This is a genomic window from Vibrio sp. V12_P9A6T4 (genome assembly GCF_963874835.1).
GTDB classification, from domain to species: Bacteria; Pseudomonadota; Gammaproteobacteria; order Enterobacterales; family Vibrionaceae; genus Vibrio; species Vibrio anguillarum.
The window spans coordinates 46,207-52,757 of the sequence record NZ_CAWNJO010000045.1; the positions used below are offsets into that span (position 1 = coordinate 46,207).

Annotated in this window: 8 protein-coding genes and 1 riboswitch; of the genes, 5 read left to right on the plus strand and 3 right to left on the minus strand. The window is 42.7% G+C overall.

Going from position 1 to position 6,551, the window contains the following annotated elements; all coding sequences use genetic code 11:
- Nucleotides 1–72 precede the first annotated feature (72 nt).
- Nucleotides 73–786, minus strand: a complete 714-nt coding sequence (torR, locus tag AACQ42_RS06595) for a two-component system response regulator TorR (RefSeq protein ID WP_013857070.1) — start codon at nucleotides 784–786, stop codon at nucleotides 73–75.
- Nucleotides 787–1,073: 287 nt separating this feature from the next.
- Here torR and torD point away from each other — a divergent pair, with 287 nt between their 5' ends.
- The 5 genes from torD (at nucleotide 1,074) to AACQ42_RS06620 (ending at nucleotide 5,102) form a co-directional block, all read left to right on the plus strand.
- Nucleotides 1,074–1,721: a molecular chaperone TorD gene (gene torD / locus AACQ42_RS06600; RefSeq protein WP_094147356.1), complete on the plus strand. Its 648-nt coding sequence runs from the start codon at nucleotides 1,074–1,076 to the stop codon at nucleotides 1,719–1,721.
- Between the two features lie 269 nt (nucleotides 1,722–1,990).
- Entirely contained in the window at nucleotides 1,991–2,998 is a 1,008-nt protein-coding gene (purR, locus tag AACQ42_RS06605) for an HTH-type transcriptional repressor PurR (RefSeq protein WP_026028025.1), read from the plus strand.
- A 161-nt stretch (nucleotides 2,999–3,159) separates the two neighbouring features.
- Nucleotides 3,160–3,245: riboswitch (cyclic di-GMP riboswitch) on the plus strand.
- Between the two features lie 114 nt (nucleotides 3,246–3,359).
- A complete protein-coding gene (locus AACQ42_RS06610) occupies nucleotides 3,360–3,947 on the plus strand; it encodes a TfoX/Sxy family DNA transformation protein (protein ID WP_013857073.1) in 588 nt (195 codons plus the stop codon).
- 148 nt (nucleotides 3,948–4,095) lie between these two features.
- Nucleotides 4,096–4,776, plus strand: a complete 681-nt coding sequence (locus AACQ42_RS06615; RefSeq protein ID WP_026028026.1) for a TVP38/TMEM64 family protein — start codon at nucleotides 4,096–4,098, stop codon at nucleotides 4,774–4,776.
- 8 nt (nucleotides 4,777–4,784) lie between these two features.
- On the plus strand, nucleotides 4,785–5,102 hold the full coding sequence (locus AACQ42_RS06620) for a putative signal transducing protein (protein ID WP_081244899.1): 318 nt from the start codon (nucleotides 4,785–4,787) through the stop codon (nucleotides 5,100–5,102).
- Here the strand turns inward: AACQ42_RS06620 and AACQ42_RS06625 are convergent.
- Both AACQ42_RS06625 and AACQ42_RS06630 read right to left on the minus strand, forming a co-directional pair.
- On the minus strand, nucleotides 5,099–5,899 hold the full coding sequence (locus AACQ42_RS06625; protein WP_017043918.1) for an alpha/beta fold hydrolase: 801 nt from the start codon (nucleotides 5,897–5,899) through the stop codon (nucleotides 5,099–5,101). The genes AACQ42_RS06620 and AACQ42_RS06625 overlap by 4 nt on opposite strands.
- Nucleotides 5,900–6,032: 133 nt before the next feature.
- Nucleotides 6,033–6,551 (minus strand): glycogen synthase (locus tag AACQ42_RS06630; RefSeq protein WP_141195661.1); only part of this gene is annotated, 519 nt, incomplete at its 5' end.

The window sequence follows — 6,551 nt, forward strand, 5'->3', positions numbered from 1 at the left end:
ATCGCGGCTACAAAAAATCATGGGAATAAAAAGGCACGGCCCAACGCCAATTTTACACACACGACCACTCAGCTAATCACCAGCGAACATATAACCTTCACCGTGCACAGTCACAAAGATTTGCGGATTCTTGGGATCAAACTCCATCTTCGCCCTCATGCGTCGAATCAGTACATCAATCGTTCGATCGTTAGGTGCATCCACACGATGGCTGATCATATTTAAAATACGTTCACGGCTAAGGACTTGATTCGGATATGACGACAAGGCAACTAATAGCTCATATTCCGCTTTGGTCAGTTTTACGGGCTCACCATTACGGCTCAGCGCTCGGCGCTGGATATCAAAGGTCCACTCGCTAAAGCGCACTAAATTCGCATTGTGAGATACACCGCTCTCTTCGTTCAGTTTGTTTTTTGCGGTCGAGATCCGCCACAGCAAGTTTTTCACTCTCACCAGCAACTCGCGCAATTCAAAAGGTTTCGTTACGTAATCATCGGCCCCCATTTCAAGACCAACAATCTTATCAATGCTATCCGTGCGCCCTGTCACTAATATGATGCCAATATCAGATTGGCTGCGTAGCTCACGCGTTAACATTAAACCATCTTCACCGGGTAAATTAATGTCTAGCATAATCAGATCTATCGCGCTGTTTTTCAAAGCATCTCTCATCTGAGTACCGCTTTCCGCTTGCGTTACCATATAACCTTCGCTTTGAAAGTATCCAGCTAGCTTGCTGCGAGTGACTGCATCATCTTCAACTACTAATACGTGATAGCTCATTTACACCACTTTACTCTATAGAAATGTTCAAACCTCGGCTCGAGATTCTGTACAAAGCCATTCTATTCATAAATAGTCATAATTCTAGTCGTATCACTTTTAAAATTAAGAAAGATGAGAGTTTATTGATTCAAAACAACCTTCCAGACATCCATTAACTTAATGAAAAAATCACTCATATTTTTTCATTTTCTTAGCGACTGCTATTCATTTTTATTAGTTACACTTAGATCAATTACTTTTTAAAAACGATTTTCGCAAAACCACCCCCTTGGAGAGCCAATACCATGCAAGACATCAAAGCTTTTAATGAACAGCGTGCCGAGATTTATTGGTGGCTTTCGAGCTTATTTGTGAAAGAACTTTCGGAGCATGAATTAGAGCAATACTATACGCCCGCTATTCGCACATTTCTTTCAGGATTAGCAGAAAACGCGACACTTAAACCTGCCATTGATAAATTAGTTGATGCACTGAACCGATTGCAAGACAAAGAAGACGCACAGCTTGAGCTCGCAGCCGATTTCTGTGATCTTTTTTTAAAATCCAATAAGGAGTCCGCGCTACCCTATGCCTCAATTTACATTGGAAAATCAGGGTTGCTCAATGACGAACCAGCCAGAGCAATGTCGGATTTGATGGCAGCCCATCACATTGCAGTCAACGATACACTCAACGAACCCGCCGACCACATTGCGATTGAACTGGATTTCTTAGGTAACTTGATCATTCGCTCCAATGAGCTTGAACAAGAGACACACCTTGAACAAGCCTTTACGCAGCAGTGTGATTTTATTGAACAACATTTGCTCTCTTGGATCCCACAATTCCATCTTCGCTGCCAACAAATTGATCAATTTGGTTTTTACGGTGCCGCAAGCGAATTGTTGGTCGCGTTTCTTCACTTAGACCGCGACTATTTATCAAACCAGTGAGATAACTTGGTTAATACCAATTACTAAATCGGTCAATTGTGACTGTTGACCGATTTATTCGGTGGATTTTTCGTTGCTTGATGGACATTTGCGGACTAGAATCTTGACCGCAAACGATAAAAAATGAATTTAAGATGCAACCGCTGATTAGAGGCGGTTTTTGTGTTTTTACTACTTTTAGGCTTCAATATAACACCGATAGGCCTAATACCGCTGAATTGCTCTTCGTGACTATCACTTTCAGCAGTTATCGACAGGACAGAGAATTTATGGCTACGATTAAAGACGTTGCACGCTTAGCGGGCGTATCAACCACCACGGTATCGCATGTAATCAATAAAACTCGCTTTGTGGCTGAAGCAACCCAAGAACGAGTGATGGAAGCGGTATCAGAGCTTAACTATGCACCAAGTGCAGTCGCTCGCAGCTTAAAATGCAACACCACCCGTACCATTGGTATGTTAGTGACCCAATCGACAAACTTATTTTTTTCTGAGGTTATCGATGGTGTTGAAAGCTACTGCTACCGCCAAGGCTACACACTTATTTTGTGCAATACCGGCGGTATTTACGAGAAGCAACGCGACTACATCCGCATGCTAGCGGAAAAACGTGTCGATGGTATGTTGGTCATGTGCTCGGACCTCACCCAAGAACTGCTTGAGATGCTTGATCGTCATTCAGACATTCCGAAAGTTATCATGGACTGGGGCCCTGAAAGTTCTCAAGCCGATAAAATTATTGATAACTCAGAGGAAGGCGGATATCTCGCCACCAAATACCTTATTGATCATGGCCATACTGACATTGCTTGCTTAAGTGGGCACTTCGAAAAAGCGGCGTGCCAAGAGCGTATTCAAGGGTTTAAGCGTGCTCTTGCCGAAGCAAGCCTAACCGTTCATGAAGATTGGATTTTGGAAGGTAACTTCGAGTGTGATACTGCGGTGCTCGCCGCCGACAAGATCGCCGCCATGGACAAGCGCCCAACGGCTGTTTTCTGCTTTAACGATACAATGGCTCTCGGTTTAATGAGTCGCTTGCAACAAAAAGGCATCCGTATTCCTGATGACATGTCTGTTATTGGTTATGACAATATTGAACTTGCTGAGTATTTCTCGCCACCATTAACCACGGTTCACCAGCCAAAACGACGAGTAGGGAAAAACGCCTTTGAAATCCTATTGGAACGCATTAAAGACAAAGAGCATGAACGTCGTGTGTTTGAGATGCACCCCGAAATTGTTGAACGCAACACAGTAAAAAACATAACGAAATAGTGTCATTATTTAAAGCAAGCGACAAATGTCAATTTTAGGGATTTTCCTATATTCGAGACAGAACGCCGTATTAAATAATAGTAAATTTGGAATGAGCATCACGCAAATAATAAATAAACGTGATGCTCATCCAAAAATTTATATATTCTTACTATTAGAAGTCACGCACAGGGCAAACCATTTGAAAAGATGGGACGCAAAGCCTCCGGCCTAAACCGACTATTCGGTAGGTAGCGGGGTTGCCGATGGCAAATATGCAAACGTTAAGTTTACCCCTTACTGACACTCTTTCTGCATAAGTTTGCTAATCTCTCGGACCTGATTTTGGTGGCGTTTTTCCCATACACCGAGAATTTACAGCATGGATAAACCAGTACTTAAAGATTCAATGCGACTCTTCGAACAACTTGGACGCGTTAAGTCTCGTTCAATGTTTGGCGGCTTCGGCATTTTTGTCGATGACACCATGTTTGCTTTGGTCGTAAACGATAAACTTCATATTCGCGCAGACGATCTATCAACCTCTCGCTTTAAAGAGCAAGGCTATGAGCCCTATATCTATAAAAAACGTGGGTTCCCTGTCGTCACAAAATACTTCGCATTACCTGACAATTGTTGGGAAAACCCTTCGCTCATTTTACGAGATGCTGCTGTCGCACTTGAAATCGCCAAACAAGAACGAGAAGTTCAAGCCCAAACGAAGCCAGAACGCCTAAAAGATCTCCCGAACCTTCGACTCGCCACCGAACGTATGCTTAAGAAAGCAGGGATAGAATCTGTAACGGATTTGCATACAAAGGGGGCTTTGGAAGCCTATAAAGCGATTCAGCAAACCCATTCTTCTTCAATCAGTCTTGAATTGCTATGGGCCCTTGAAGGTGCGATTGAAGGCAAGCATTGGTCGGTTATCCCACAATCTCGACGCGATGAATTAGCGAAAAGCCTTTAACCTCCGAGTAAATAAATATCTCGATTAAATAATCAAATACGCTCGCATCACCATGCGGGCGTTTTTTTAATCCCGTTTTGAAATATAAATTCGACTTCCTCTGTCTTCTTAACTATATCTAGTAAAATATGTCGTTTTGAGGAATACCATGAATAAAAAACTTCTCTTAGGCTTGGCTTTATTTGCCTTTATTGTCTTTTTGATTGTAAATTTTGGCCACTATCTAACGTTAGATAATGCCAAAGCACAGCAAATGCTATTAAACGAATACATTAGCCAAAACGTGATCAGCGCTGCTTTGATCTATTTCTCACTCTATATTGTGCTCACGGCTTTCTCTATCCCAGGAGCGGCGGTCGTCACGTTACTGGGTGCTGCGCTGTTTGGTTTTTGGACTAGCTTACTGCTTGTCTCCTTTGCCAGCACCATAGGCGCAACTATCGCCTTTTTGAGTAGCCGTTTCTTACTGCGTGAATGGATTCAAACAAAATTTGGCCAAAAGCTGCAAACGATTAATCAAGGCGTTGCAAAAGATGGGGCATTTTATCTATTCTCACTGCGCTTAATTCCGGTTTTCCCTTTTTTCTTGATTAATTTATTGATGGGCCTAACACCCATATCAACCGCTCGCTTTTACCTGATTAGCCAACTCGGTATGCTGCCCGGCACTGCCGTTTATCTGAATGCTGGTACTCAACTAGCTGAAATTGAAAGCTTATCCGGTATTGTATCTCCTTCGGTTTTGCTTTCATTTGCTCTATTAGGTCTTTTTCCTATTCTCACCAAGTGGATTATGGCCAGATTGAACAAAAACCCAACATCCGCCTGAAGTGAATAATGATGAAAATTTGTGTTTCAAACCACCCGATAGAGGCATATATAGTTTGTCAGTATTTACAGCAATTCAATATTCGCTGTGAAGTGAGAGGCGATAACTTATACGGCTTAGGTGGAGAGCTCCCTTTTTCAGAAGAAACCTTGCCCTATATATGGCTGTTGGATGAAGCTCAAATCGCCGAGGCTCAAGCACAATTATTGGCCTATCAGATAGAAGAGATAAACGAAGAACCTAACTGGGTTTGTGGACAGTGCAACGAGGAAAATGGGCCGCAGTTTGCAGCCTGCTGGTACTGCGGTTGTTTAGATTCAGACTAACGAGTCTGATGCTGGCGGATGAACTCAATTGAATGGCGGTTAAACATCTCAGATTGTTCAACATTACACACGTGGCCGCAATCTGGGATCTCTAATAACACACTTTGTCTATGCATTGCCACCATGTCTTTAACGGGTTGAATGAACATATAGTCTCTCTCTCCCATAAGATAAAGAGTGGGAATGGGCAGCTCTTTCTCTTTGAAGCATTTCATCAGAGGATTGACTTCGGAAGTCAGCATAAACCAGCGTTTAAACTCTTTTTGGCACAGCTTCTTCGCTTCTCGAATAAAAAGATGGCGTGACTCTTTTTGGTTGCGTTGTGGCATTACAATGTAAGCAAACAGACGATAAAGCCACATGTAAGGAATGATGTGTTTACTCAAATTACCCAACTTTACGAGCACTTGAGAGCGCACATTCAAACGGGTTATCGCTCCCCCCAAAACCATAGAGCAAACTCGCCCAGTCGCCATTTCAGCAAGATTACGCACAATAATGGTGCCGAGTGACATTCCAACAAAATGAGCAGACTGAATTTTCAAATGATCGAGCACTTTGAGAATATCAAGAGTGACAGATTTAAACGTGTAACGATTTGCCATCAACTCTTTAAACAGTTGGTTTGACTTGCCATGACCTCGTAAATCAACTAATAACAGGTTGAAATGCTCACGGTACGCTTTGATTTGCTTAAACCAGATGGATGAACTTCCACCTGCACCATGCACAAAAACAACCCATTCATCACTGGTGGGATGCAGGTAGGTCTTATGGAAAAGTAGGCTATGAGACATACAAAACCGTTAATCAGCTTCAATTTGAGAAACGCAAGACTACCACAAAACGGGGGCTGAATAGCAAAAAATCATGCGGGCTCGTTCGGCTAAACAAGTAAGGCGCCAAAGCGCCTTACTTGTTATAAAAACATCAGTCATGAAACGCGAGATGATACATCTTGATGTACTCTTTCGCTGAATCCTGCCAGCTAAAATTTTGTCGCATCGCCCTCTGCTGAACCTCCAACATAGTTTCGGGATGTTGAAGATAAAACAGCATCGCTCGCTGCATTGCAATAAGCAGTGCTTCTGGAGAAGGATCATGAAAACCAAAGCCGGTCGCTTCTTCAGGAAACTTATCATAATCACGCACGGTGTCTTTTAAACCACCAACTTCACGAACGATGGGCAGCGTGCCATAAGCCATGCTGTAGATCTGATTCAAACCGCAAGCTTCAAATTCTGAAGGCATTAAGAAGAAATCAGAACCGGCTTCAACCAAATGTGCAAAACGATTGCTATAAGCTTCAACAAACGCAAATTTATCAGCATGCTTCGCCGCCATTTTATGTAGCTGAACAGCAACTTCAGGCTCTCCTGTGCCAACAATAATGAGCTGAGCATCATTGCGTAAGAACGACTCTAGTATAGGTAAAATGGAGTGGAAACA